This window comes from Flavobacterium sp. UBA4197 (assembly GCF_002379575.1).
GTDB classification, from domain to species: Bacteria; Bacteroidota; Bacteroidia; order Flavobacteriales; family Flavobacteriaceae; genus Flavobacterium; species Flavobacterium inviolabile.
In genome coordinates, this window is sequence record NZ_DFUB01000001.1 from 79,135 (window position 1) to 101,984 (window position 22,850).

The window sequence follows — 22,850 nt, forward strand, 5'->3', positions numbered from 1 at the left end:
AATGTTCCCTTTTTTGTTGAATTACGAATTATGAATTACGATTGAAGCCCCTAATTCATAATTCTTAATTACTTTCCGCATATTTTTTAAAGTTGTCGAGTATTGCCTGCCATCCGCCTCGCTGCATGTCCAGAGGATTGGTATTTTCGGCTTCAAACGTTTCGGTTATTTTGGTTGTATTTCCTGAACCGGAAAACGTAATGGTTACTTTACGGCCGTCGGCAATGGTGTATGCGATGTGTTCGTGCAGGTTAACAGCATCATAGCTGCCGTTGAAGTCAAAACCGAAGCTGCCGTCTTTTGCTTCCATTCGGGATGAAAAGCTGCCGCCGGCACGTAAATCGTTTTCGGCATGGGTTGTATGCCAGTCTTCGGAAGCCGTATTCCAGTTTTTGATGTGTTCCGGGCTTGTCCAAAGTGTCCAGACCTGTGCTACAGGAACATTGATCGTACTTTCAACTGTGATTGTCTGCATGGTGATGTGTGTTTAGAGGTTAACAGATGTTAAAAATAACAAATAAATGCTGTGGAATGAGCAGTGCTTTGCGTCTTTTTACAGCTGAAATACCGATGTGGTTTTCGGATATTTCAAACAATACACAGGAACCGGACAGCTATTATCCGGAAAGTTGAGGGTAAAAAAAAGGAACTATTAGATCATTGGCAGGTCTTCTACCGTGATATAGTTGTTCTGGATGGCATAGATAACCAATCCGGCGATGTTTTTTGCCCCGGTTTTTACAAAGAGATTGTTTTTGTGCCCTTCAACAGTTCTTGCGGTAATAAAAAGAGTGTCGCCAATTTCTTTGGCTGTTTTTTGCTGACTTATTAGCTGCAGGACTTCAATTTCGCGTTTTGATAATTCCGATCCGTTGTCAAAGATTGATTTTTGGGTGGATTTGGTTGCGATCTGTTCCCGGATGGCTTCCATCTGGTCTTCCATAAAAAAGACGCCTTTTTCATGAACAACCGGGATGATTTCGGTTAACAGTGTAGGGGAAACGCCTTTTGGTAAAAAAGCGGAAGCACCGGTTTTCAGCATGAAATTCATAAAGGATCGCTGGTAATGGGACGAAACGATAATGACTTTTATACTGGAAAAGTTGGTTTTAAGATGGCGGGTTACTTCCACACCGTCCATGCCTTTCATCTTTAAATCCAGTAACAGGACATCGGGCAGTACCGAAGCCGATTCGAGGAATGCTATCAGGTCGTCGCCGCTTTCTGCTGTAAAAATAACCTCAAAGCCTTTTTGAGTGCTCAGGTAGCTTTCCAGCAGTTTTACAATCAGTCCGTCGTCATCTGTTATGGCAATTCGAATCGTATCCATTTTATGTCTTATAGTTTTAGCAGCAATAAGGCTGTTGTTCCTTTTTGATGTGGTTTAATGTGGTGGTGCCCGTTCAGGTATACCATCCGCAGTTCAATATTTTGCAGGCCAAGCCCTTTTTTACCGGTTTTAGGGTCAAATCCTTTTCCGTCGTCACTAACCTGAAGCGCTAACCACTGGTCGGTTTGACGCAGGTGGATCGAAATGGTTGTGGCTCCGGCATGTTTGTAAATATTCGTAATGAGCTCCTGAAGGATACGTGTAAACTGAATTTTGATGTTGTTCGGCAAAGCAGCATCTGTTCGCACATCATGAAAGAAAACGACCTGGATATTTTTCTTCCACGGGTTAATGATTCCATCAATAAGCTCGTACAAAGATATAAATTCCAGCATAGGTGGACTCAAATCGTGGGAAATTCTTCGCGCTTCGGCTATACTTTCTCCTAAAAGATGGTCCACTTCGTCATAATTGTATGCTAATTGGTTCTTGAGTTTCAGGGAAGTTAGTTTTCCGATCAGGGAATCGTGTAAATCTGCGGCAATCCGCGTGCGTTCCTGTTCCTGAACCAGTATGCCGGTTTCCAGCAATTTTTTCTGATGTTCGAGTTTGAGGCGGGATTCTTCCAGCTGGGCTTCTGCCATCTGTTTGAAATTGAGGTATGCAAGTCGTATAAATGAAAAAACCAGTATAAAAACTACCGAAATAGCAATTATTATCCAGAGCATAATGGTTTTCGGCTCAATCCATTTTTCCATATTTCCCAGTTTAAAAAGGCGTAAAATAAAAGTGTGATTACCAAATTGGCACACCAAAAGTAAAACTTAAGTTCGGAACTTACATTAATCAGGAAGTTAATTGGCAGAAAAAATAAAAGATGGAGTGAAAAAAAGATCAAAATCACCGCATTCATCCGTAAAACATCTTTTGGGGTTTCTTTATTCCTGCCGACTTTCTGGAAAAAATAGGTAATGGCCAGGAGTATGATCACAAAGGCGTCCATTACTTTGGAGTAGGACTGAAACTGCTGCGGGGAAATGGTTTGCAATGAGAAAAGCTCCCAAATGATAAAACCGATTGCGACAGCGATTAAGGCAAAAAGAGTTCTGCTTTTCTTTTCAAAAAAGCAGAACTGATATAGTATCGAAAAAACGATAAGTTCCAGTAAACTGAATACGATTATGAATATCAGGTTGTTACCAAAAAGCTGCCCGTAAATACGGCTTACCAGATCGGTACATAGCGCGGTGGCAAAATACAGCATTATTAATTTGTGTGAGATATCCAACGATTTGTAACGGAATAATCCAATTCCGATTCCGGACAGTAATAAAGCCGGAGACAAATAGGTTAAATAATCCAATACCTGATAAAAAGTCATAGTTTAAGCAGTAACTGTAGCAAGTTGTAATAAATAGAATTCTCCTTCAAGCGGTGCGAACGGCGGAACCGGTCTTACCGTGTCGTAATAAACGGTTTTCTGATCTGCCTGGTCAACAATAACAAGGTCGGCAGTGAAACCGGATGCTTTTTCAGGGCTTGTTCTCAAAGCAAAATTCGCATTGTAAGGTATTTTCGTATCATCAACAAGATAATCGGTTGGCATTGCAAAAGCCTGGAAAATTCCTTCCGGAGCATCAATCTGCGTTTTGATCCATTTGTTTAGGTTTTCATCCCAGTTTTCAATTCGTTGCTTAGCTTCTTTTTCCGGAAGTTCCTGACCGTTTCCTAATCCGTTTTCTACAGGGAAAGCATTGATATACTCTGTAATCGGCACAGCAGATTTTTGTTCCGTATCAAATTCCGACGGGATTAAGAAGAAGAAAAGTTTGTCATTCATGATACCCGGATAAGCATGCAGGTATTTTGAAGCACCTTTGTTAACACATTCGAAAGGGAAAAATTTTCCTTGATTTAAATAGAAAGTTACTAATTCACGATCTTTACGTACTCTGTTCCATTCTGCGATACTATCAAGAACTGTTTGTAGTGGTAATGGCATAATTTTGGATGTTTTTAGTTAATAAATAAACTGTTTGAGTCGTTCAAAATTAGATTTTTGATGCATAAAAAGCAAATTATATCCACTTATTAGTAACAATACTTTAATAGGATTATTTTTATTTTGAGAATATGGTTGATAATCCTGCTATTAGCACAGAATAAGAGAAGTTTTACAACAAGTGGAAACGCAGCAACAGGAGCGAAATATGGGGTGCTGAGGCTGTTTTTTGACCGCTAAAACAGGGAACGGATCGTTTGCTGTTTTTTTATTTGGACGATTGCTGCTAATTTGCAGTCAAAACAGGCACTCTAATTTATCAAAAGCTGTTAAAAAAAAGGAATCCATGATACTTTATTCTTTTCCATCCATATCCGATGTTAATGCGAAAATCCTGATCTTAGGAACCATGCCCGGCGTACAGTCTTTACAGGCCGGGGAATATTACGGAAACAACCGGAATCATTTCTGGAAAATACTTTTTACGCTTTTTGAGGAGCCTTTCTCTACCGATTATACCGCTAAAAAGGAATTGCTGCTGCAACATAAAATAGCGCTTTGGGATGTTTTGCAGGCCTGTAAAAGGGAAGGCAGCCTGGACAGTGCGATAGAAGAAGAGGTTCCCAACGATTTTACCGGTTTTTTAGCCGCTCATCCCGCAATAGAACATATTTTTTTTAACGGACAGAAAGCGGCAGCCTATTTTAAAAAATATGTCAAAACAGCAAAAGCATACCAATTACATACATTACCCTCAACCAGTCCTGCCAATGCCGGTAAAAATTTTGAAGCAAAACTGGAAGAGTGGAAGGTGGTGAAGGGAGACCTTTATTAAAAATTATCAGTTCATAATGTTCTCATTGAGCTTTTTTGCTATTGGGATGTCAGCAGGAGCGAGGTTGTATTTATTTAGATCTTGAACCTCAACCCATTCATAGGCATCATGGTCAGACATATTAAAAAGGGATTCTTGAAAATCACATTTAAAAGAAATCAGTTCTATCGTAAATTTGGCATAGGTATGAATAACGGTCATAAAATGGTCATTAACAATAACACTCATACCAAGTTCTTCACTAAGTTCACGGGTTAAAGAATCTTTTTGTTGCTCACCAGCTTCAATTTTGCCACCAGGAAATTCCCAATAACCGCCTAATGATTTATCAGGATTTCTACGACAAATAAAAACAAGATTGTTTTTATAAATAATACCACAAACAACTTTAATCATCATAACCATGACTTTTACGATGGTATTGTACATTTACCATATTGAGTTTGTGGTTCTCATGAATCGTTAATTTGCCGGTTACTGCGCCGGTTAATTCTAAATTGTCAAGTATTGAGAATAATCCTTTATCGAACATAACATGGTGATTAGGGCAAAGGCAAAGTAAGTTATCAGGATTATCATCACCTTCATGTGGTCTGCCTAATGGTTTTATATGAGCTCCTTCTGCATATCGACTAAATTGGGTTATAATAGTAAACATACATACCTGGCATTGAAAATTATAGAGCTTTTTGATGTCAAGTGCTATTTTAGAATCACGAACGTATCGTGTGATACTAGTATCTCTTTTTCTTTTCTCCCTTTTACGATAATTTAGTTCGATATCTCTAAGTACAGTTTGATTATCATTTTGTCCGCAATATTCAAGACGAAAACGACAAATTTTAAAACCACTTTTGCCAACCTCTACCCAAGCATCAACGACACTGTAGAGTCCAGCATAAGTATATCCTTTTTTGGGAGAAAATTCCGATTTATGAGTGGAACCACGAATGACTCGTACAGGTAAACCTTGGTCCATACTAATAAGTAATCCTGCATTACCATGGTTATTCCAAGTTTGATCTTCAATTTGTTTTTTAGTTTTTGGATCATTTCCTCCAGCTCCGGTATAAATAATCTCATTACCCAGATCTAAATCGTCTTCGTAACCTCCAGAAAGTACTATGGCAGCAGTACCTTCGTTTTTGTTTCCGTCAATTCCGGATCCCCACTTTCTATGAAAGCTTGTAGGCATCATTTCCTTTCTGTTTGAAAACCCAAAGCCTTCTTCTATACCAGGAATTGTGCCAAATATTATCGGTTTAGCCATTGTTTATGTTGCTTAATCAAATATACAAAAAGTAGTTTCGATTTTGCTAAGTCGCATTTGTAAAATGGTAAGATATTCCTTAAAATAACTGTTAGTAATGTTTTTTGGTCATTTCCAAAATTTCCACCACGACCTTGTAACCTTTAATTCCGGTTGATGATCTTCAATTTTTTGAAGCATTGTTTTGATTCTTCTTTCGGCTTCTTTTTTAGTAATTCCATTGTAGTAATCTCTTACAAACGGATGATCGAAATTTTTATGTGGAACAATTTCGGGGCGTTGATTTCCTTTTTTTGTGTAGACTGTTGTAGGGATGCTTTCGGAGAACTCATATCCTGGAATATTATTACAAAGCCAACCAAAATATTGTGTTTCATGATTTTGATCATCGAAGTTTTCCATATAGTCTTGGAAACTTTTATCACTCAAAGAAACCCAAAGGCCATAATCTAAATCTTCACAATGGTCAGTGACTGTTTGTATTAGTATGCAGCGAATAAATCGATCAATTTGATCGGGATAATTAATGATACAAGTATCACTTTTTAATTCGGCAATATTGTCTTTATCTTGTTGCGGAAGGCAATTGTAATTATCTGGAGAGATAAATGTTAAGGCAGGCCAACTTTCGTGTGACTTTCCACAGCATTCACAAGTGTATTTGATTGAATTATCCATTTATTATTTTGTATATTTTCAAGAAATAATTCTATGGTAAAAACAGCTCTCTAATTACGATTCTATTATCGATTCCATTTTTTAGATTCTCGATACTAATCCATGGAATTAAGCCATTTTCAAAGTTTTAAATCATTAGCCGTCATTTTAATACCAAATTCAATAGTTGAAATTAATTTGCCAAAATGATTTTGGTTTTTACCTTGTTGTTCTGCTTCTTTTTTATTCAGAACAGTAATATAGTTTTCTGCATCCTGTTCCATTGAATTTTTAAAGTCACAACTTGCTAGTGAAATAAAAGATAATAGTATGATGAAGATTTTCATTTTTGCTATTAATTTGTTTGGATGAATGACAAAATAAATAAAAGTATTAAAATTTGTTGATGTATATGGTTTAGATACAAAAAAGTATAAAGGATACCTTTTTTATAATAGAGCAATTTTGCGGTACGTTTTATGAACCAATACTTTTCTTTAATTGCCTTTTTCTGATTACCAGGGCAATTATCCAAACAGACAATAATGTTACCAGTACCATTGTTTTTGTTGTATTCATTTCCTGGAAAAAGTTATTAAGCGAATGGATAGCGGCTACCGCTAATAAAGAGTGGGTATTGTCTGCTACTTTTCCGATTCCCCAGGTTCCAAGAAGTAATATCCCGAAAAACAGCAGGTTTGCGCTTGTAAAATCAAAGTTTAAATGCCAGATAAACCACAATGCAGCAACAATTACGATATTCAGAAATGCGGGTAAGGTTTTTAGTTCCTGTTGTAAAAAGCCACGCCATCCGATTTCTTCCAAAAGGCCGTAAATTAAAATTGCGGTAACGGCTGTAAATGAAATTGTTCCTTTTGTACAATATTCAACACCTAAGATTAAAGCAATTGGAAGTCCCCAATACAGCAGGAAAGGAATAAGTGTTTTTTTATAATTCCCTTTTAGGGTAAGTGTGGGTTTTATCTTAAAAACAGAAAATGCGACAACAGCGCCAACAGCCGGACCAATACCCTGTAAAATTACTTTTAGAAAATCACTGGACACACCGTTTAACAAGTCGGTTTTGTTTGTGAGATAACGCAGTAGTATTGCAATGACGTAAAAGGTAAGGATAGCGAAATAGTTGATTTTAGTTTTCATTTTTATCGGTTTGAATTATACTCCAAAAGTATAAAGATGGTTTCGCTAAAAAATTGACGATGGGTAAGAAATGATATTGTCAGATAATTTTTTTCCGGATCCTGCTCAGGCTTTCGGCTGTAATGCCAAGATAGGAGCAGAGTATCTTTAAAGATGTTCTCTGGAAAATTTCAGGGCGCTCTTTTATTAATTTCAAATACCGTTCTGTTGGGGAAAGGGTCAGTAGATTTATCTGTTCGGATTGTTTCCGGATAAACATTGCATCGGAAATTGCCTTGCCGATAAAAAGGCCTGTCTGGGATTTGGAATATAATTCGTTCAGATCATGATGGCTTATTGACCAAATGACTGCGTCTTCCAAAGCCTGGGTTTTAATAACCGTTGCCGATTGCGTTAAAAATGACAGATAGTCGCTAAAGATTTGATTCTCATAATACAGGTTAATACAAACATCTTTTTCGTTAGCTAAAACAAAGTGAGCCGCCGAACCTGAAATTAAGATGTTGATGTATTTTTCGGTTTTATCGTAATCTTTTATGATTTCATTCTTTTCAAAAGTGCGTATGTGTAGGAACTTTGTAAATGCGGTCCATAGATTGATATCGGCTTTATAAAACGGATCAAATATTTCTTTTATTCTTTCGGGTGTTGGTTGTTCCATACAATAGTGGCTAATATAGAGCGGTGTGTTATACGACAAATATAATGATTTAAAATGTGGGCTCAAGGATAGTGAAGTTTAGCCTGATAATTAAAAAGCTACAGCATCACACTGTAGCTTTTTTAAATAGTACTTCTTTGCATCTGTTAATTAAGTATCAAGTCTTATTTCTGCTTCATTGACAACTACCGTATTCGAGCTAAAAGCTACTGTATAAAGCCATTTTCGGATGTATTTATGGTACTTTACAAAGGTTATGGTCCCTTTTCCGTAAACGGCATGAATGACCTTGTCGTTTTCCTTATATTTTGCCGGTTCGATAGCAAGCAGCGTTTTTGCGGCAAGCAGATTCTGAAATTCATTTTCTTCCATCTGATAATGACCGTTCAGGTTTTTTAATTTGATATTGACGATAGTCGGTAGTTCTTTATCCGTTTCGTCAAAAAGATTGCTGATCTTTAGCAGGTTTCCCTTTTTGACCATCAGGTTGTCTTCTTTTAAATCCAGGTTTTTGTTCAGGATATAAATACTGTCTTTTTTCATGATTGCAGGTTTTAAGTTATTCGTTGAGTTTTGCTTTTAAGGTTGTCCAGAATTCAGTTACTCGTCCTAAAGCGGCTTTTTTATCGTCACTGTCTTTTCTGCCGGTCACATTTTCAAGCTGAATTTTAGCCAGCAGCAAGGCTTTACTGTCTGCTATGAGCTGTTGCTTCTGAGCCAGTTTTGCCCTGTCGGAATGAATGTTTTGAATGATTGTATCTTCAGTACTGGTGGTGGTAGTCGTTGTTGTTGTGGCTTCAGAACCGGATTGTCCGAGCGGTAATCCGTAAGTGCTGGCAATAAAATGCATGGTTTGTGTCAGTCCGTTAAAGGTCGCATTTGTGGCATCGGCAGCATCCATCCGGACCCCTTTTATCGTAAAATTGTTATTGTAATCGCCGCTTTTTAATTCCCGTTCGGTAGGATTGGAGCGCAATATCACGGCAACATCCGAATTGCCTAAAAGATTAAATGAAACCGTTTTATTGAATACACCTTTCCACAGATCATGATCTTTGTCTTTCCTTGCAGTAATAAAAGAGGTCATTTCGTCGCCCAATAGCGGGAAACGGGTACGCTCTGTGCCGCTTAATGGTTCTTTTGCCTGACTGATCTGTTGCAGGCTTTCATTGATAACCGGGATTTTTTCGTCAGCGACAGCCTTTTTGGATTCTTTTAAAAACTGCTCGAATTCCGTAACAACCAGATAAGCTTGTTTAATCAGTTTTTTGGCTTCCGGATTGTTATGGTTCAGATAGGCAATATTGGCTTGATCCTGCAGGTTCGCTATTGTATTGATGGTAGTATCGATATAGTTTTTAATGTCTTTTTGAACTTCCGGGCTGACTTCAGCAGCACGCATATCCTTTTTCAGGGTCGTTAAGGCTGTGATCAATGCGGCATTACTGTTTTCACTATGTTTGGCTGTAAAGTTTTGCAAAGCCGCAATGGCGTTTAGAATTTTCCGGTCACCGGTACTGTTCTTTTCCTGTTGCAGCTCTTTGTGTTTGGCTAAAACAGCATCCCTGTTTGCTGCTTCCACAGTTACTTTTAACCTGCTCATACAGCCTGTTAGCAGCATACAGCCTAAAAGGAGAATTAGAATAGGTTTCATCTTTTATTTTTTTAAGGTTTCTGTAAGTTCACGTATGGCTTTGTTGATATCGGCATCCGATTTTGTATCGATTTTATCCAGGTACATATCCGTTGTGGCTATCAGTTTTTTTATTGCCTGATCTGTACTGGCGATATCGGTTTTAACGGTGTGCGCCTCAAGGATCTTTTCTTTTTTTACAACCTGGCTTATCGAGTTTAAAATGGTCTGACTTTTGGTGACATTGCCCAGCTGATCGGTAATTGCCTTGGCATTCGTCGACAGGATCAGTATGAGTTCATTTCCGTCTTCATTGGTCACTAACGGAGTAAAGAGCTTACCGTTTTCCGGCTGTGGAATTTCATTAAAATACATGTTAACGGCATTCTGGTTAAAATAACCCGATACATAACGGGAACTGGACAGAAACGAAAAACCCCTGACTTTGACTCGATAGTAATTGGAAACAGTTTCTCCTTCATCTGAAAGAAAGTAGTCATCGTCTTTTGGTTTGAGCTTAGTGCCCACCTCATCTTTAAAATAGTGCTCTTCAGATATCGTGGAGCAGGAGCATAATGTGGCTGCTAACAGCACAAGATGCAGATAATACGTTTTCATAATTTAATTTTTAGTGTTTGGTTGTAGTGTTGCAAGCATATTGCCGGAATTATTTTTTGTATCCGCTTTATAGTGGGTGAATTGTATGGAATGGGCATTCCAGTACACGAATGCTTTTTTATCGTCACTTCCGTTGATACGGAAAACAATGGGTTTAAAAGGGATTGTAACCGCATCTATCCCATATTTGCCTTTGGTTTTTCCCATTAAAATCAACTCCTGTTCCGGGGCAAGTTTTATCATGTCTAAAAAGTTTGCCACGGCAGCACCGGCAGCAATAGCTCCTATCAGACTGCTTATCGGGCATTGAACGGCAAAGCGCGGATCGGATAACAGGCTGTGTAAAGGACTCGGATTGATCGAAGCGGTATAGTCTATTTTTTCCGGTTTTATGGTCAGCAATACGTTTTCCAGATCTCTTGAAGTGCCAATTGCTATAGCATTGGTAGCCTGTGGAATATTGAGGGAAACATTACTGCTCGTGTTTTTGCCATAGTTGCTGTAGCAGAAAAAAACATATCCTAAATCGGTTGGATTCAGTTCGAGTTGCGATTGCAGTTTTGCATTGACATCGCCGGAATACTGTAAGGTCAGTTCGGACAGATCCTCATTAAACCGGAAGGAATTAAAATTTACTGTCGCTGCTCCGCTGCCGGAAACGTTGCCTTTAAATTTACCCAGCGACATAAAATCCATCGCTTCACGCTGTACATTGCAGGCAGCTACTTTTGCTTCATTTTCAACCTGATGGGCTATCCGGGCAGTTTCCCTGGCGGCCTGCCAGGCAATCCTTTCGGCTTCTACACGTAGTCGGCAGGCTCTTCGGGTAGCGGCACAAACCGGATCTTCAAAGCGGACGCCAAGTACTCTGCGCATACAGTTCCAATTACAACTGGCACCATTAAAATCCGGATATTTAAAATTGGTTCGCACCTTTTGGCAGTCAATATCCCCGCGTTTAACCTCCAGTTTTTCATTAAAAGCCATTTCGGGCAGTGTAAACTGTTGTTTCAGAACAATAGGAGCAGAAAGTGCCTCGTTAAAAATACCGGCTATTTCCGCTTTACTGATCTGCACGCTGATAGAGCTGTTTTCAGGAACAGGTTCAAAAACGTGCTGCCACTTTTTAGTAAAAGCGGTGTTGTAAACCGCAAACAATTTAGAAACCTGTGAAGCAGTTGCAGCAGCCGTTTGTGTTTTGGGTAACGTTACCGGAGCGGACTTTTTTGCCGTTAATTCGGCTAATACCGAAATCCCTTCAGTAGTAATCAGAACGGCATTTCCTTTGATGGCGCGGGAAATCGTTTTTGGCTCGGCAATAACTTCGGTATTAGGATCTTTAAACAGTTCTTTGGGATCTAAAGAATAGCCTTTTTCCCAATTGGTCTGGAATACAACCGGATTTTTAAACAGCATCCCGTTAATATTGTCAATATAATGCTTTAATATCGGGCTTATCAGCTTGGCTAAAGCGCGTTTGTGCAATCCGGTTTTTTGCGTAAACGTAATGTTCTTGATTTTCAGGGATTGTAAAGCACTTCTCAGATAAACCGTGTCACCGCGGGTAGCGACAGCGGTTAAACCGGCCAGTGTTCCTTTGATTTCTGCATGATATTCCGGAATATCGATTAAAAAATCAGCATTTGTTAAAATGCCCTGCTTGTCTAAAAGTATTTCTGGCGTAATACTTTTAATGACAATGTTTTGATCTGAAGCATTTTCAGCCGCTTTTTTCAACGCATCAGGAAGGTATTCCTGAACCATTCCTTTGTGGATATAAACACCTATATGCGGATTCAGGGTATCCATACTGCGAAGATTATCGGTAATGGAAGCATATTGCTGATCTGTTGCCGATATGGGTGGGAACTGCTTGTTTACCAGTGTTCGTACAGATTCACAACTTATAAAAAGCAATGAAACGGTCCCTAATAAAAATAGTTTGTAACGATTTTTCATGATATGAATGTTTAGCAGGTTAATGATTGAAGTAGTTTGGTCATTTCAAAGCTAGGTCAGCTATATACCGGAAACAATGGGGGAAACCCTATAAAGAAGCTGTTTTTTGCCTAATTGGTTATAAATGAGGCGGATTGATAAATTATTAAGAAAAAAGTGATATTTTAGTAGTGTCTTATAAATTAGGGTATTATCCCGGGCTGATTAGGGGTTTACCTATTGATTGGAGATAAAGAATAGTTAACCTTTGATGCAAACCAAGTAACCTCTAAATCTACATAGCCATGAAAAAAACGACACTATTATTAGTCCTGCTTATTGCTTTTTACAGTTGTACCGAAAAAAAGACAACTGATCGCAGTGTAGCAACTACTGAAGCGACGGCTTCCAAGCGAACAACATTTCAAGATTCTGTTCCGCAAATCATCAGAGATTTACAGTTTTTAGCCTGTAAGGCGAATGATTATTCCGTTATTGAAAAGTATCACAAGATCGATATGGGACTGTTTGAAAGCATGCTGGTTAATTACTGGGGAGATGTTAATGCTGCAAAATACAAGGCTGTATCGTGGGAAGAAATTAAAAAAAAGCTGGACAGCGTTAGCTGTAATGAAAAGTATCTGTCATTCAAATATAATAACAGCGGAATGAGTAATGCCGATGATATTGAACCGGTCCTGGTGAGTACCTTCAGTGATAAGACAACCTGTTTTTCGGTACCGCTTTTTAGAAGCATCATGCAAAATCACGATGTTATGGCATCGAAACATACTATTGAGTTTACCAAAGGAAAAATGGATCCGGGTGCCGATGTGAATATTATTTTCAGAATAAAAGGCAGTGGCTTTACCGGATATTACGATATCTCCCTTGATCCGACTTTTATAGGTTTAAAAGAAAAATGAGTAATATACTGGCAACCATAAACAGTATCAAGCTGCTTGTACTGGCAACATTTATTTATGCCTGTTTTAACCTTAAATTGAAAAAGCATAATATACTGTTGTTTCTGATCATCACGGTGAGCTTTTGTACAGAAGTGCTGACCTCCATATTGCTGTATGGAGGTATCAGTTTTTCTTTTTTAACAACGCTGAGTATCATTATCCACCATGCCTTATGGCTGTATCTGATAACGGTGATCTGCGGCAATACTGTAAAAGGGTATATACCGCTTTTCTTTTTCCTGGTTTTTGCTTTTGTAAACCTGTTTTTTATTGAAGGCGTGCAGACCTTCAATGCCCGGACATTTATCTGTGGTGCCTTACTGTATGTGCTGCTTTTTTTATACTGGAGCTATTACCATTTACGAAAAGAGAATTTCCCGTTTTTTACGTCCAATAACTACTTGCTGTTGGCCAGCCCGATCTTGTTTTTTCTTGGGTTCAGTTTTATTTTCGGATTTAAGAACAAAATGCTGAATACAACGATAATTTTCGGTGATATAAAACTCTATTCCCTGATTAGTTATTTCGTAAACATCACTTATTATTCATTGGTAAATATTTATATTTATCGTAACAAGAAAGAACAATATGCTGAATGATATCGCTTTTGGCATCATCATAGGACTCCTTTTTATCAGTTTGCTGCTATTGTTCTGCATCCTGATAATCAAGCTGTATATCAATAAAATAAAGAACTATACCCGGCTCATTTATCAGAAAGATATCGACTACCAGAAAACGCTCAATGCAGCCATAATTGAAACCCAGGAACAGGTGTTAAACAATATTTCAGCAGATTTGCATGACGATGCCGGACAACAGCTTACGTACATCAACTTTCAGCTTGAAAACCTTAAACTGGATGCTCCCGGATTACAGGAAACATTAGCGCCGTTATCGCAGTCGGTTGGGAGCCTGTCCCAATCCATACGGAGTATAAGCCATTCGCTGAACAATCAGCTGCTTTTACAGCAGGATCTGCTAAAAGCGATTGCGATAGAAGCAGAGCGCTTAAACAAAAATCCTAAAATTGACATCAACCTCAGCATATCGGAACAAAAAACAAAAGTATTTACCGTCAATGAAAAAATCGTGATCTACAGGATTTTTCAGGAAACGATAAACAACACGCTAAAACATGCAAAAGCCACACAGATAACGATTGCAGTCAAAACCAGTCCGTTATTTACCTTGGAAATAGCCGATAACGGAAAAGGATTTGATATCGCAAAAACGAAGGACAGTAAAACCACCTTAGGTTTGCAAAATATGGAACATCGGGCAGACATGATCGGTTACGGTTTTGAGATCCGGTCCGGTATAGGAACGGGAACCACTATTATCATCACGGAAAAATAATCATTCAACTATGCAGTACACGACCATTTGTATTATAGACGATCATGCCATTGTCCGGCAGGGACTGAAAGAACTGTTGCAAAAACTCAGCAATTATAAGGTTGTGGCAGAGTTTGATAACGGTGAAGATTTTTTAGCAGCCCTGCCACTGGATGCGAAACCGGATTTGTATATACTGGACTATTCCATGCCGAGCAAAAACGGAATAGAAGTATTGCAGGAACTCGAAGAACTGGACGATGAATATAAAGTATTGCTGCTTACCCAGCATTTTGACGAACAGCTCATCAACGATGCTTACCATCACGGAGCAAGGGGCTTTTTACATAAAAACTGTACCGCCCACGATTTAAAATTTGCGATAGACAACATTGTCAAAATCGGGTATAACAACGTATCCGAAATATTAAAACGGATCCGGAATTATGAATCGCCCACAGAAAAAGAAAAGCAAAACATCGTGTTGTCGGAAAGGGAACGCACCTTTTTAGAACTCGTTTGCGATGAACAGGAATATACCTACGAACAGATGGCCGATATTATGCAGCTGTCTGTAAAATCAATAGAAGCTTATCGTGCGGCACTTTTTGAGCGATACAGCATCAAATCCAAAGTGGGCTTGGTACTGTTTTCTTATAAATACCGCCTGACAGCTCCGTTTTTAACATAAAAAAAGTCCTGATGAAGATCAGGACTTTTTATTATAAAGAGAGCATATATTAGCTTCTTCTGCTCATTAAAATTCGTAACACATACCAGAACAAAAGCATAACAGAGGAGAACAACTGTAGAGAAGCACCCACATATTGCTCGGTACCGTATTGGTTTTTGATTTGGTGTGTCTGGTATAAAATACTTCCTGATGCCAAGATTACCATACCTACAGAGAACCACAATCCCAGATTAAATCCGAAAATAGCGCCTGCAACGATTAAGCCTAAAGAAACAAAACCACCAACAATCAGGGCTGTTCTTAAAAAGGAAAAATCGGTTTTGGTAAAAAATACAACAGCTGTTAGTCCGGAGAACATGAATAATGTGATAACCGCTGCCTGGGTAATCATATCAGGACCGGAATAGGCTACGGCAATCGCGATCATCGGAAGGAAAATAATAGCTTCCAGGATAACATACAGTCCTAATCCTAAATATTGCTGCTGACGGGAAGGATTAAAGCTCATCTTTTCAGATAAAGTCGTTCCCAGCCAGAAAAGACCAATAATAAACAACCAAATGAATTTTCCGCCCATCATGGCATATATCCATTCCGCCGGAACAGTTTGCAGTAAAATGGTTTCTACAACAATAAAAGCCAATATGGCTAAAGCTACGTGTAAATAGGTTTTTTTGTAAAAAGTCGCCTTTTCAAGGTCCGTTGCATGGGCAACAAGAATGTTTTCCGGTTCCATAATCTGTAACTATTATTTTAATTGTTAAAAAACAAATATAAGATTTTTTTTAAAAAGCAGATGAAGTTAAGAATTAGGAATTATGAGTTAAGAATTAAGAATTGTCCTTTCATAATGACGTTTTCCTTTTTCTCTTTGTCTTTTGTCTATTGCCCTTTGCTTCTTGTCAATTACCCTTTGCCTTTTGTCTATTGCTTTTTATTCTCAATTTGAACACTAAATAATTTGTATAAACATCCTTAATGTGACTTTTTTCATATTTACAAAGAGTTGTAACTTTAAATTGTACTATTTTTCTTTAAGGTGCTCACAATAAATAGACATTAATCGCGTAATAGTATTATAATGCGGTCGGAAAACTCAACCGACTTTAATGATTGAGTAAACCAAACAACTTAAATCTATCAATTATGTTAAAAAAAATTTTAAATCTTGAAGGTGTTCAAAAAGTAGAAAAGCAACAGCAGGTACACATTACCGGAGGCGGCAGAGGAGATGGCGGTTTTGAAGAAGTTTGTGCTTATGATAACGTTAGTGCGGTAAACAATGGCTGTCCGGCACAAAATACGGATTTGTCATGGGGGATGCCAACCTGTATTTATGTCTGTGTTTCCGGTCGTTGGGTAAGACAACCGTTCTAAACAATATAAAAAAGCTTATGCAGGGAAGTTTCGCTGCATAAGCTCATTAATAGTGTATTTGCTTTTAAGCTACAGTTTCTTCTGCTTTTAAAACATTAGGCCCCATTGCGCTGGTTGTTGTCAGCTGAATAAAATAAGTATAAGGACCATTCGGGCTTTTTTCAGCAATGTAGGCACAATTCCATCCGGTGCCCCATTTTTGTCCGGTATCCCAGTTTCTGTTGTTTTCATTATCCCACGACCATGCTTTTGTTTCTTTTGTAGGATCGGAAGGGAAACCAGCGTTGTAAACGTGAATCTGACCTTGTTGTGCTCTGAATGGTGCATTGCTGCTCCATCGTAACCATAAATTTCCACGAGACTCATAAGCCTCTAAAGACCAGGTAAATGATTGTTGTGACATAGTAAATAGTATTTGGGGTTTTCCTACTCGTTTAAGGTTTTTCGGATGCTACCTTTTCTGTGGTAAAATAATTTTATCACACAGCTAAAGTAATCGGATCTATTGTGTTGGATATGAGTAGTTTCACCCCTTTTGTAAAAACAGGTAGTAGCACTTCCGTAATTACTTACACTATCAAAATCAAACCTCGTAAATCAAACTTCATACCTCCAAGTCATACCTCTACCCTCAAATATCATAAATCACCCCTTAAACCCGTCGTCTTTCCCAAAACGGATGTTCCGGCCAGCGCTGTTCCGACTGATACTGGTTTTGTAACAAGGCAACCGATTTATTGAATAATGCCATTTGAGAAGTGATATAGTCCGATAAAGCACCGGTATTACCCTGTAAAAATGAGGCGATTGCATTTGCTGCATGGTGGCCGCTAACCAGGGCATTGGTAATCCCGAAAGAGGTGAGCGGATCATAGGTGCACAAAGCATCACCCACGGCTATCCATTGTTTGCCGCCCGGTTTTTCCAGCAGCGAAGTGGTGGCGGTTTTAATACCTGCCGTTGGTATTGCCGTTGTGGAAATATATGTTTTAAGATGTTCGGTAGCGGCTACTTTCCGGAGTAACCAGTCCGTAAGAGAAGCTGTTTTGGCAGGATGTAAATCGCTGTCCGACATGAAATTGACGATAATCCGGTTGTTTGCTATCGGCGCGGCATACCACCAGCCATCTGCTGCCGATTCGATAAAGGTCATGCCTTTTAACGGGTTTGCCGCCGGTTCTGCAATAAAATAATAGGAAGCCAGATTGTCGACAGTCTGTTTTTTTACGCCCATTTTTTTAGCTACTATGGAAGCTCTTCCGCTACAATCGGCTATAAAATCGGCGGTAATTATATGGGGGGCAGCATCACTATGCGAACAACTTACGATCATTTTATCATCCCGTGCCGTGATTTCCGATAAGCGGTAATTTTGCAGCAATGGAATTCCGCGGCTGATAACTGTTTCCCGGAGCTGTTTTTCAAATAAGCTGCGGTTTAAATGCCAGCCATCACCATAAGGCTCGTGTAAAAAATAACGTTGGCGGAGCGACGAATCGCCCCACACAACATTATTACCCACATACAAGCTGTGTTGTCCGGAAGTCAACACTCCTTCCAGACCTAATTTCCGAAAAACGGCATTGGCACTGGGAGCCAATGATTCTCCTAATTTAACGGCATTTTCGGTATGATTGTCAATTACGATACACGGAATGTTATGACTGTGCAGCGTTAATGCGGTCGCTAATCCCGCAGGACCGCCGCCAACGATAACTACCGGTATGGAAACGGACGTTGCTATAATTCGTGACGTTTTAATGGATGACTTTCACGTGGCACTTCTCTTAATAATCGGCCACTCACGATACTTTCTCTTTCGGCATGTTTTACCTGTTCAAAAGTAGGATCCGTACCTTTAGGGCCTTCGCGGTCGGTTTCTACCCATAAAGCATCGGGTAAAAACTGCGATTGCGTTTCCAGTTCCTGTTTGGTAATGATTCCCAACTGATGCCATTTGGCGATCATATTGTTAATACGCGGAACGTAATTTGAAGTGAAATCACGCATCCAGTCCACACGGTATGAGAAATGCTTTAATTTCTGACCGTCGTTTGTCGTTTTCGATTTCAACCGCTCGTAGCTGTCCATTGATAATATCGTATTCGGAACTCTTACCGACCAGAAAGAAGGCAGCGGCAGGTAAAGGGTTACATCATAACCCGACATACAGCTGGCTTCATCCGTTTGCCACGGCACACCTAACCATCGGGTAAGCGATCCCGGCCCGGTTCCGTCCAGCGGTCCGTTTTCCGATAAGGCTATTTCGGAAGTGATCATGCCGCCATAATCGTCTCTTACTTTTTCATTTTCGGCTAAAACTTTTAAGCGGAAAGGTTCTTCCCACATCATCAGGTGTCGGAAAGGCCAGGTAATCTCGATGCCCGGGTGGAAAGGTCCGCCCAAGCATTCTTCCAGCGGTGCTTTTAACAAGGCATCCACCTGTCCTGCTACCGGTAATTCCTCAAATGGAATGATCTCTTTCGGTTTTCCGGTAATAAAATTACCTTCAGCCCATAGTCGTAACCGTTCATATTGTGTCGCAGTTACCGATAGGTCAACCGCTGGCAAATCGTCATAATCGCCAAATAAATCACCGTAATGCGGCGGCAGTTTGGTCGGCTCATATTCCGTAGACTGATGGTCCCGGAACCATTCGAATACCCGTTTTCTCTCGGATTCATATTGTGCGTCCGGACTTTCCAGCTGGCGGATAAAATCAGGATTGTTAAAATCACTAGGGGAATTGGTACCGAATAAAACAAAGAAACCTTCGTTTACCCATTGTGTCGTACTCATCCGGGACAGTATCGGGTGAATGTCTTCATAGAAATTGACCGTTTCCTTTGGAGCCATCCAGCCTTCACGCAGGTACAGGTCCTCAACCACATCCAGCATGCTTACGACCGGGAACAATCCCTGTCCGAAATTTGGCGGCGTACAGGCTACCACAGCAGGTTTGGCTTCAAATGTTTGTCCGCCAATGGTCACTTTGGCGCGTACGGTACCGTCTGAAGTATCATCGTGCCAGTCGTCGTTATTGGCAAAGGTTATCGCGCGGTTCCCAAGATGGGAAGCACTTTTTCCATCACCACCAAAGAAGAGTAACCGGCCTTTTTCGTCTGTTTTGATCTCACCCAAAGAAACTTCCTTGTCATAGAACTTTCCGGTATTGAACTGGTAGGCGTCACCGGATATTTTTCTTCCGCTGATGGTTCGCGTTCCCGGGTCAATTACAAGCTGATTCCTGTCGGCACCCATAACGGCTCCGTTACGCTTGGTACTCGGAATACTGTATTCGCCCAGATCCAGAGCGTTGTTAAACTGGTACCAGGCCGCTTTTCTGTTGGCTACATGCACCCGCCATTCGATATTGACATCGGCAGCGGTGTCCATGTTAATTTCATATAACGGTTTGTCGTTTTCGTCCAATGCATAAATACGGAACAGAGGCACCTGCTTTTTAAACAGATTATCACCGTCTTTAAAACCGCCTTCCGAAACCGGAGTAACTCCCGGTAAATCGGAAGCCAGGTAATATTCTTTTGAATTTCCTATTCGCGCTATTCCGATGGCCGGATAAATAGCTACTTTTTGTATCTTTTTAGTATCCATAACGCTGTCTTATTGGTTGTTTAATTGTCTTGGCAGATTGGGTTCTACGGCAGGAACACCGTTTTTAAAACGTCTTAAATCGGCTCCGGCCTCATACACAATTTTACGAGCATCGCTAATACTGCCCTGCGGTTTGTGTACTTCCAGGGTCCGCCAGGGATTAAAAGAAAGGTTCTCGCCATATTCGGCCTGTCCCTGACTGGTTATGTCCTGTTTGCGGATAACGAGCGTAGCGATATGAAACGGAACAGACTCTGTTTCGTCCCAGGGAACCATGGCTTTATCCAACGGCATTTTATCCGGATCGGTACGGAACTGAACCATAAATTTAAATTGGGCTTCTCCCATATTCAAACGGGCCTGTAAATCGGCCTGTAGGTAGTCGGTTGAGTTTTGAGACGGCGGCGCACTAAACGGCGGACTAATTGGCTCCAGTTTGTATTTTACAAAGCGGTCTTCGCCAAAAGAATAGGGCAGTCCACTCCAATAAGGTGTTGTAAGGCAGCTCGGAACGACTTTTTGCATTTCGTTTAAAATGCGTTCGGTTTCCGGATGGTCTTTCAGGTACAGGTTATAATCGTGGTCTACAACGCCGGCTTTTGTGAATTTGCACATTTCGGTAGCATTATCTACAAAAAACACATTCATATTCTGCAGGATAAAATCGGCAGTAGTGGCGTGTTCACTGGATTCCAGCAATTTTTTACCCGGTACTCCAAACAGTTTGATCCCGATGCCAACCGTTGTTTTCATATCGGGTGCATGCGGAACGGTATCGCTTGAAAAACGTACCCAGGCTTCAAAATGATCGTGTGCAAAGATCCCGACTCTGTATTCCGGAGGTAATCCCGGCATCATGATAAAATCGGCTTTGGCAACACCATGGGGTTTTAAGAATACCCCTCTGCGTACCGGGCACTGTCCGGCAATGATACGGTTCCCCATAGTCGTATCGACAAACATTTTTTTAAGGGATAAAGCAGGATTGGTTTCGCAATCAATAGCTGCTTTTTTTGATGATTCGTTTTGCATGGTAGTTGAGTTGTAAGTTTGTTACTGCAATATAGAAAATCGCCAAAGCCCGGGGTCAGGTAGTAATACGTGATTTTAAACAGAAACAAGAGCCTGCGGCAACCGGATGGTTTATGGGTAAGGCTGGTGCTAAAACGAATAAATAGCCCTGGAGCCGATTACTATCATCGGCTCCAGGGCTATTGTAGCATTAATTGCGGTTTATTTATTCAGGGTTGTCTTGATAACCACAGCTGCCTGTTGTATTGCTGTTTGTACAGCTGGAATAGTGGCAATAGGGTTTAAAAGTCCGTAATCGTGTATTAAACCGCTATACCGGGTAAGGGTTATCGGTACGCCGGCTTCGTCTAGTTTTCGGGCATAGGCTTCTCCTTCATCTCTGAGTACATCATTTTCTGCCGTTTGAACAAGTGCCGGTGGCAGGCCTTTCAGCTGAGCCAAACCGGCTTGCAACGGTGAGGCATATATTTCTTTTCTTTTTGCAGGATCCGGCAGGTAATTGTCCCAAAACCATTTCATCATATTTTTAGTCAGGAACCGTCCGTTTGCAAATGAGTTATAGGAAGCCGTTTCAAAATCGGCATCGGTTACCGGCCATAACAGCACCTGTAATTTGATTTCCGGTCCTTTTTTATCTTTTGCCATCAGGGCAATTACTGCCGCCATATTTCCGCCAACACTATTACCGACTACTGCGAGGTTTTTACCGTTCACACCGATTTCCTTGCCGTTTTTTGACACCCATTCGGCAGCGGCATATATTTCATTAATAGCCGTTGGGTATTTTGCTTCGGGCGATGGGGTATAGTCCGGGAATACAGCCACCGCACCACTTGCAACGACAAGGTCACGCACCAGTCTTCTGTGGGTAGGATAGTCGCCCAGTACCCAGCCGCCGCCGTGGATAAAAATAAATACCGGAGCATTGTTCTGTACGCCTTTGGGCTTTGTGATATGGATTTTTACGGTGTAACCGTTTTGGGAAATACTGCGTTCCGTTTCTTCAATTCCGGAATAATCTACGGTAACCGATTGCTGCGCGCCCACCAATACCTGTCTTGCATCGGCCGGAGATAAGGTTTCCAGTGGTTTGCCATCGCCGGAATTGAGCGCTTTTAAAAATGATCGTACGTCCTTAAAAATCTGTGGATCACTTTCTCCTTTGTAAGCTCTTTCTTGTGCCATAACTGTTGAATTTAAGGTTACTATTAAAATGAGGGATACTACCCGTTTGAAAGAAAATATAGGTTTCATAATAAAATGAACTTAAAAGTTAAGTATAAAAAACGATTAAATAAGGTTTGCCTGCAGTATGATTTCAAAATTAAAAGCCTGGCTAACAGGGTAGGTAGCTTCCGCCTGTCTGGCTAATTGCTGAAATTCTTCATCGGATATTCCGGGTACTTTTGCATTAAGAATGAGTAGTGACTGTGTAATTTTTCCGTCGTTAAGTGTAACGGTTGATTCTGTGGTCAACTCTTCGGCAGTATAGCCGGCAGTAGTGAGATCCAGGCTTAATTTCATGGTAAAGCACCCGGCATGTGCCGCTGCTAGCAGTTCTTCGGGGTTTGTACCTATTCCTTCGGCAAAACGGCTGTTAAAGGAATATTGGGTTTTGTTTAAAACAAGACTGTTTGTGGTTAGGTGTCCGTTACCTCCTTTGATGTTACCGTTCCATACGGCTTTTGCTCTACGTTTCATATTGTTTATTTTTTTAAAGG

29 protein-coding genes are annotated in these 22,850 nt (G+C 40.2%); 7 read left to right on the top strand and 22 right to left on the bottom strand.

What is annotated here, in order from left to right; all coding sequences use genetic code 11:
• Nucleotides 1–64 precede the first annotated feature (64 nt).
• Nucleotides 65–475: an SRPBCC family protein gene (locus B3394_RS00360; protein ID WP_286911806.1), complete on the bottom strand. Its 411-nt coding sequence runs from the start codon at nucleotides 473–475 to the stop codon at nucleotides 65–67.
• Nucleotides 476–501: 26 nt separating this feature from the next.
• Here B3394_RS00360 and B3394_RS00365 point away from each other — a divergent pair, with 26 nt between their 5' ends.
• Nucleotides 502–633 carry a hypothetical protein gene (locus tag B3394_RS00365; RefSeq protein WP_273246328.1) on the top strand — a complete coding sequence of 44 codons (132 nt, stop codon included), beginning with the start codon at nucleotides 502–504 and terminating at the stop codon, nucleotides 631–633.
• 19 nt (nucleotides 634–652) lie between these two features.
• Here the strand turns inward: B3394_RS00365 and B3394_RS00370 are convergent, their stop codons facing one another.
• Genes B3394_RS00370 through B3394_RS00385 form a run of 4 tightly spaced genes read right to left on the bottom strand, consistent with a single transcriptional unit; the run spans nucleotide 653 to nucleotide 3,332 of the window.
• A complete protein-coding gene (locus B3394_RS00370) occupies nucleotides 653–1,330 on the bottom strand; it encodes a response regulator transcription factor (protein WP_177734756.1) in 678 nt (225 codons plus the stop codon).
• A gap of 8 nt (nucleotides 1,331–1,338) precedes the next feature.
• Nucleotides 1,339–2,088 carry a sensor histidine kinase gene (locus B3394_RS00375; RefSeq protein ID WP_177734755.1) on the bottom strand — a complete coding sequence of 250 codons (750 nt, stop codon included), beginning with the start codon at nucleotides 2,086–2,088 and terminating at the stop codon, nucleotides 1,339–1,341.
• A complete protein-coding gene (locus tag B3394_RS00380) occupies nucleotides 2,046–2,711 on the bottom strand; it encodes a hypothetical protein (protein WP_286911807.1) in 666 nt (221 codons plus the stop codon). Before B3394_RS00380 ends, B3394_RS00375 begins: the two co-directional genes overlap by 43 nt.
• 3 nt (nucleotides 2,712–2,714) lie before the next feature.
• Nucleotides 2,715–3,332, bottom strand: coding sequence for a hypothetical protein (locus B3394_RS00385; RefSeq protein WP_286911808.1), 618 nt, complete (start codon nucleotides 3,330–3,332; stop codon nucleotides 2,715–2,717).
• Between the two features lie 346 nt (nucleotides 3,333–3,678).
• On the opposite strand from B3394_RS00385, the gene B3394_RS00390 reads away from it, so the two are divergent.
• Nucleotides 3,679–4,167 (top strand): DNA-deoxyinosine glycosylase, encoded by a 489-nt coding sequence (locus B3394_RS00390; protein ID WP_286911809.1) that lies wholly within the window; start codon nucleotides 3,679–3,681, stop codon nucleotides 4,165–4,167.
• A 6-nt stretch (nucleotides 4,168–4,173) separates the two neighbouring features.
• On the opposite strand, the gene B3394_RS00395 is transcribed toward B3394_RS00390, so the two are convergent.
• The 10 genes from B3394_RS00395 to B3394_RS00440 form a co-directional block, all read right to left on the bottom strand.
• On the bottom strand, nucleotides 4,174–4,566 hold the full coding sequence (locus B3394_RS00395; protein ID WP_286911810.1) for a (deoxy)nucleoside triphosphate pyrophosphohydrolase: 393 nt from the start codon (nucleotides 4,564–4,566) through the stop codon (nucleotides 4,174–4,176).
• Nucleotides 4,556–5,437, bottom strand: coding sequence for a YDG/SRA domain-containing protein (locus tag B3394_RS00400; RefSeq protein ID WP_286911812.1), 882 nt, complete (start codon nucleotides 5,435–5,437; stop codon nucleotides 4,556–4,558). The genes B3394_RS00395 and B3394_RS00400 overlap by 11 nt, the downstream gene beginning before the upstream one ends.
• Before the next feature lie 108 nt (nucleotides 5,438–5,545).
• Entirely contained in the window at nucleotides 5,546–6,115 is a 570-nt protein-coding gene (locus B3394_RS00405; RefSeq protein ID WP_286911813.1) for a DUF2199 domain-containing protein, read from the bottom strand.
• 119 nt (nucleotides 6,116–6,234) lie between these two features.
• On the bottom strand, nucleotides 6,235–6,441 hold the full coding sequence (locus B3394_RS00410) for a hypothetical protein (protein WP_286911814.1): 207 nt from the start codon (nucleotides 6,439–6,441) through the stop codon (nucleotides 6,235–6,237).
• Nucleotides 6,442–6,571: 130 nt separating this feature from the next.
• Nucleotides 6,572–7,255 (bottom strand): CPBP family intramembrane glutamic endopeptidase, encoded by a 684-nt coding sequence (locus tag B3394_RS00415; protein WP_286911816.1) that lies wholly within the window; start codon nucleotides 7,253–7,255, stop codon nucleotides 6,572–6,574.
• Between the two features lie 79 nt (nucleotides 7,256–7,334).
• On the bottom strand, nucleotides 7,335–7,916 hold the full coding sequence (locus B3394_RS00420; RefSeq protein WP_286911817.1) for a Crp/Fnr family transcriptional regulator: 582 nt from the start codon (nucleotides 7,914–7,916) through the stop codon (nucleotides 7,335–7,337).
• Nucleotides 7,917–8,066: 150 nt separating this feature from the next.
• A complete protein-coding gene (locus B3394_RS00425; protein WP_177734749.1) occupies nucleotides 8,067–8,459 on the bottom strand; it encodes a hypothetical protein in 393 nt (130 codons plus the stop codon).
• Nucleotides 8,460–8,475: 16 nt separating this feature from the next.
• The gene (locus tag B3394_RS00430; RefSeq protein WP_286911819.1) at nucleotides 8,476–9,570 is read right to left on the bottom strand and encodes a hypothetical protein; all 1,095 of its coding nucleotides are present in this window, start codon (nucleotides 9,568–9,570) and stop codon (nucleotides 8,476–8,478) included.
• 3 nt (nucleotides 9,571–9,573) lie between these two features.
• Nucleotides 9,574–10,167 carry a hypothetical protein gene (locus tag B3394_RS00435; protein WP_286911821.1) on the bottom strand — a complete coding sequence of 198 codons (594 nt, stop codon included), beginning with the start codon at nucleotides 10,165–10,167 and terminating at the stop codon, nucleotides 9,574–9,576.
• 3 nt (nucleotides 10,168–10,170) lie between these two features.
• Complete coding sequence (locus B3394_RS00440) at nucleotides 10,171–12,126, bottom strand: hypothetical protein (RefSeq protein WP_286911823.1); 1,956 nt, start codon at nucleotides 12,124–12,126, stop codon at nucleotides 10,171–10,173.
• A 284-nt stretch (nucleotides 12,127–12,410) separates the two neighbouring features.
• On the opposite strand from B3394_RS00440, the gene B3394_RS00445 reads away from it, so the two are divergent.
• From B3394_RS00445 to B3394_RS00460, 4 genes are read left to right on the top strand one after another with little or no spacing between them, the layout of a single operon-like run.
• Nucleotides 12,411–13,031 (top strand): hypothetical protein, encoded by a 621-nt coding sequence (locus tag B3394_RS00445; RefSeq protein WP_286911824.1) that lies wholly within the window; start codon nucleotides 12,411–12,413, stop codon nucleotides 13,029–13,031.
• Nucleotides 13,028–13,672, top strand: coding sequence for a hypothetical protein (locus tag B3394_RS00450; RefSeq protein WP_286911825.1), 645 nt, complete (start codon nucleotides 13,028–13,030; stop codon nucleotides 13,670–13,672). The genes B3394_RS00445 and B3394_RS00450 overlap by 4 nt, the downstream gene beginning before the upstream one ends.
• Nucleotides 13,662–14,432, top strand: coding sequence for a sensor histidine kinase (locus B3394_RS00455; protein WP_286911826.1), 771 nt, complete (start codon nucleotides 13,662–13,664; stop codon nucleotides 14,430–14,432). The genes B3394_RS00450 and B3394_RS00455 overlap by 11 nt, the downstream gene beginning before the upstream one ends.
• Before the next feature lie 10 nt (nucleotides 14,433–14,442).
• The gene (locus B3394_RS00460; protein ID WP_273246310.1) at nucleotides 14,443–15,102 is read left to right on the top strand and encodes a response regulator transcription factor; all 660 of its coding nucleotides are present in this window, start codon (nucleotides 14,443–14,445) and stop codon (nucleotides 15,100–15,102) included.
• Between the two features lie 49 nt (nucleotides 15,103–15,151).
• Here B3394_RS00460 and B3394_RS00465 read toward each other — a convergent pair whose 3' ends face one another.
• Nucleotides 15,152–15,841 carry a Bax inhibitor-1/YccA family protein gene (locus tag B3394_RS00465; RefSeq protein WP_177734741.1) on the bottom strand — a complete coding sequence of 230 codons (690 nt, stop codon included), beginning with the start codon at nucleotides 15,839–15,841 and terminating at the stop codon, nucleotides 15,152–15,154.
• Between the two features lie 410 nt (nucleotides 15,842–16,251).
• On the opposite strand from B3394_RS00465, the gene B3394_RS00470 reads away from it, so the two are divergent.
• Entirely contained in the window at nucleotides 16,252–16,482 is a 231-nt protein-coding gene (locus B3394_RS00470) for a hypothetical protein (RefSeq protein ID WP_177734740.1), read from the top strand.
• Nucleotides 16,483–16,546: 64 nt separating this feature from the next.
• On the opposite strand, the gene B3394_RS00475 is transcribed toward B3394_RS00470, so the two are convergent.
• The 6 genes from B3394_RS00475 to B3394_RS00500 all read right to left on the bottom strand — a co-directional run bounded on the left by B3394_RS00475 (nucleotide 16,547) and on the right by B3394_RS00500 (nucleotide 22,830).
• Nucleotides 16,547–16,885, bottom strand: a complete 339-nt coding sequence (locus B3394_RS00475; RefSeq protein ID WP_177734739.1) for a hypothetical protein — start codon at nucleotides 16,883–16,885, stop codon at nucleotides 16,547–16,549.
• Between the two features lie 249 nt (nucleotides 16,886–17,134).
• Complete coding sequence (locus B3394_RS00480; protein ID WP_349677585.1) at nucleotides 17,135–18,244, bottom strand: FAD-dependent monooxygenase; 1,110 nt, start codon at nucleotides 18,242–18,244, stop codon at nucleotides 17,135–17,137.
• On the bottom strand, nucleotides 18,223–20,097 hold the full coding sequence (locus B3394_RS00485; RefSeq protein ID WP_286911827.1) for a LodA/GoxA family CTQ-dependent oxidase: 1,875 nt from the start codon (nucleotides 20,095–20,097) through the stop codon (nucleotides 18,223–18,225). The genes B3394_RS00480 and B3394_RS00485 overlap by 22 nt, the downstream gene beginning before the upstream one ends.
• A 9-nt stretch (nucleotides 20,098–20,106) precedes the next feature.
• Nucleotides 20,107–21,129 carry a hypothetical protein gene (locus B3394_RS00490; protein ID WP_286911829.1) on the bottom strand — a complete coding sequence of 341 codons (1,023 nt, stop codon included), beginning with the start codon at nucleotides 21,127–21,129 and terminating at the stop codon, nucleotides 20,107–20,109.
• Nucleotides 21,130–21,330: 201 nt separating this feature from the next.
• Nucleotides 21,331–22,314: an alpha/beta hydrolase gene (locus B3394_RS00495; RefSeq protein WP_286911831.1), complete on the bottom strand. Its 984-nt coding sequence runs from the start codon at nucleotides 22,312–22,314 to the stop codon at nucleotides 21,331–21,333.
• Between the two features lie 105 nt (nucleotides 22,315–22,419).
• The gene (locus tag B3394_RS00500; protein ID WP_286911832.1) at nucleotides 22,420–22,830 is read right to left on the bottom strand and encodes an OsmC family peroxiredoxin; all 411 of its coding nucleotides are present in this window, start codon (nucleotides 22,828–22,830) and stop codon (nucleotides 22,420–22,422) included.
• Nucleotides 22,831–22,850 lie beyond the last annotated feature (20 nt).

What these genes read in the sequence shown, in the direction of transcription:
- B3394_RS00360 (WP_286911806.1), bottom strand. Translation starts at nt 475, where the DNA reads ATGCAGACAATCACAGTTGAAAGTACGATCAATGTTCCTGTAGCACAG.
- B3394_RS00365 (WP_273246328.1), top strand. Translation starts at nt 502, where the DNA reads ATGTTAAAAATAACAAATAAATGCTGTGGAATGAGCAGTGCTTTGCGT.
- B3394_RS00370 (WP_177734756.1), bottom strand. Translation starts at nt 1,330, where the DNA reads ATGGATACGATTCGAATTGCCATAACAGATGACGACGGACTGATTGTA.
- B3394_RS00375 (WP_177734755.1), bottom strand. Translation starts at nt 2,088, where the DNA reads ATGGAAAAATGGATTGAGCCGAAAACCATTATGCTCTGGATAATAATT.
- B3394_RS00380 (WP_286911807.1), bottom strand. Translation starts at nt 2,711, where the DNA reads ATGACTTTTTATCAGGTATTGGATTATTTAACCTATTTGTCTCCGGCT.
- B3394_RS00385 (WP_286911808.1), bottom strand. Translation starts at nt 3,332, where the DNA reads ATGCCATTACCACTACAAACAGTTCTTGATAGTATCGCAGAATGGAAC.
- B3394_RS00390 (WP_286911809.1), top strand. Translation starts at nt 3,679, where the DNA reads ATGATACTTTATTCTTTTCCATCCATATCCGATGTTAATGCGAAAATC.
- B3394_RS00395 (WP_286911810.1), bottom strand. Translation starts at nt 4,566, where the DNA reads ATGATGATTAAAGTTGTTTGTGGTATTATTTATAAAAACAATCTTGTT.
- B3394_RS00400 (WP_286911812.1), bottom strand. Translation starts at nt 5,437, where the DNA reads ATGGCTAAACCGATAATATTTGGCACAATTCCTGGTATAGAAGAAGGC.
- B3394_RS00405 (WP_286911813.1), bottom strand. Translation starts at nt 6,115, where the DNA reads ATGGATAATTCAATCAAATACACTTGTGAATGCTGTGGAAAGTCACAC.
- B3394_RS00410 (WP_286911814.1), bottom strand. Translation starts at nt 6,441, where the DNA reads ATGAAAATCTTCATCATACTATTATCTTTTATTTCACTAGCAAGTTGT.
- B3394_RS00415 (WP_286911816.1), bottom strand. Translation starts at nt 7,255, where the DNA reads ATGAAAACTAAAATCAACTATTTCGCTATCCTTACCTTTTACGTCATT.
- B3394_RS00420 (WP_286911817.1), bottom strand. Translation starts at nt 7,916, where the DNA reads ATGGAACAACCAACACCCGAAAGAATAAAAGAAATATTTGATCCGTTT.
- B3394_RS00425 (WP_177734749.1), bottom strand. Translation starts at nt 8,459, where the DNA reads ATGAAAAAAGACAGTATTTATATCCTGAACAAAAACCTGGATTTAAAA.
- B3394_RS00430 (WP_286911819.1), bottom strand. Translation starts at nt 9,570, where the DNA reads ATGAAACCTATTCTAATTCTCCTTTTAGGCTGTATGCTGCTAACAGGC.
- B3394_RS00435 (WP_286911821.1), bottom strand. Translation starts at nt 10,167, where the DNA reads ATGAAAACGTATTATCTGCATCTTGTGCTGTTAGCAGCCACATTATGC.
- B3394_RS00440 (WP_286911823.1), bottom strand. Translation starts at nt 12,126, where the DNA reads ATGAAAAATCGTTACAAACTATTTTTATTAGGGACCGTTTCATTGCTT.
- B3394_RS00445 (WP_286911824.1), top strand. Translation starts at nt 12,411, where the DNA reads ATGAAAAAAACGACACTATTATTAGTCCTGCTTATTGCTTTTTACAGT.
- B3394_RS00450 (WP_286911825.1), top strand. Translation starts at nt 13,028, where the DNA reads ATGAGTAATATACTGGCAACCATAAACAGTATCAAGCTGCTTGTACTG.
- B3394_RS00455 (WP_286911826.1), top strand. Translation starts at nt 13,662, where the DNA reads ATGCTGAATGATATCGCTTTTGGCATCATCATAGGACTCCTTTTTATC.
- B3394_RS00460 (WP_273246310.1), top strand. Translation starts at nt 14,443, where the DNA reads ATGCAGTACACGACCATTTGTATTATAGACGATCATGCCATTGTCCGG.
- B3394_RS00465 (WP_177734741.1), bottom strand. Translation starts at nt 15,841, where the DNA reads ATGGAACCGGAAAACATTCTTGTTGCCCATGCAACGGACCTTGAAAAG.
- B3394_RS00470 (WP_177734740.1), top strand. Translation starts at nt 16,252, where the DNA reads ATGTTAAAAAAAATTTTAAATCTTGAAGGTGTTCAAAAAGTAGAAAAG.
- B3394_RS00475 (WP_177734739.1), bottom strand. Translation starts at nt 16,885, where the DNA reads ATGTCACAACAATCATTTACCTGGTCTTTAGAGGCTTATGAGTCTCGT.
- B3394_RS00485 (WP_286911827.1), bottom strand. Translation starts at nt 20,097, where the DNA reads ATGGATACTAAAAAGATACAAAAAGTAGCTATTTATCCGGCCATCGGA.
- B3394_RS00490 (WP_286911829.1), bottom strand. Translation starts at nt 21,129, where the DNA reads ATGCAAAACGAATCATCAAAAAAAGCAGCTATTGATTGCGAAACCAAT.
- B3394_RS00495 (WP_286911831.1), bottom strand. Translation starts at nt 22,314, where the DNA reads ATGGCACAAGAAAGAGCTTACAAAGGAGAAAGTGATCCACAGATTTTT.
- B3394_RS00500 (WP_286911832.1), bottom strand. Translation starts at nt 22,830, where the DNA reads ATGAAACGTAGAGCAAAAGCCGTATGGAACGGTAACATCAAAGGAGGT.